The sequence below is a fragment of the Shewanella sp. SM29 genome (assembly GCF_025654245.1).
Lineage (GTDB): Bacteria > Pseudomonadota > Gammaproteobacteria > Enterobacterales > Shewanellaceae > Shewanella > Shewanella oncorhynchi.
Map to the genome: position 1 here is coordinate 1 of NZ_JAKKRN010000084.1, position 888 is coordinate 888.

Here is an 888-nt window from a genome sequence, read left to right on the forward strand (position 1 = left end):
TTTTCAAACTAATTTCTATCGCAATTAAGCGATGATTTTAGCTACTACACCAGCACCAACTGTACGACCACCTTCACGGATTGCGAAGCGTAAACCTTCGTCCATCGCGATTGGGCAAATCAGAGTCACTACCATTTTGATGTTGTCGCCAGGCATTACCATCTCTACGCCTTCTGGCAGTTCGATAGTACCGGTTACGTCAGTTGTACGGAAGTAGAACTGTGGACGGTAGCCTTTGAAGAATGGAGTATGACGTCCGCCTTCTTCTTTTGACAGAACATAAACTTCTGATTCAAAAGTCGTGTGTGGGTTGATTGAACCTGGTTTAGCCAATACTTGACCACGTTCTACGTCATCACGCTTAGTACCACGTAATAACACACCACAGTTCTCRCCTGCACGACCTTCGTCAAGCAGTTTACGGAACATTTCTACACCAGTACACGTTGTTTTAGTCGTTGTGCGAACACCAACGATTTCAACTTCGTCACCCACTTTAACAATACCACGCTCAACACGACCAGTAACTACTGTACCACGGCCTGAAATTGAGAATACGTCTTCGATTGGCAGTAGGAACGGCTTATCGATRTCACGTTGTGGTTCTGGAATGTAAGAATCCAGTGCWGCGGCTAATTCAAGGATCTTAGCTTCCCACTCTGGTTGACCTTCTAGGGCCTTCAGAGCTGAACCTTGGATTACTGGTAAATCATCACCTGGGAAATCGTATTCTGACAGAAGTTCACGCACTTCCATTTCAACCAATTCCAGTAACTCTTCGTCATCTACCATGTCACATTTGTTCATGAACACGATGATGAAAGGTACGCCAACCTGACGAGAAAGCAGGATGTGCTCACGAGTCTGTGGCATTGGACCGTCTGTAGA

1 protein-coding gene is annotated in these 888 nt (G+C 45.6%); it reads right to left on the bottom strand.

Features of this window, described 5'->3' with window-relative positions; translation table 11 throughout:
• Positions 1 to 24: 24 nt before the first annotated feature.
• Positions 25 to 888 (bottom strand): elongation factor Tu (tuf, locus tag L5L77_RS22530; protein ID WP_263186919.1); only part of this gene is annotated, 864 nt, incomplete at its 5' end.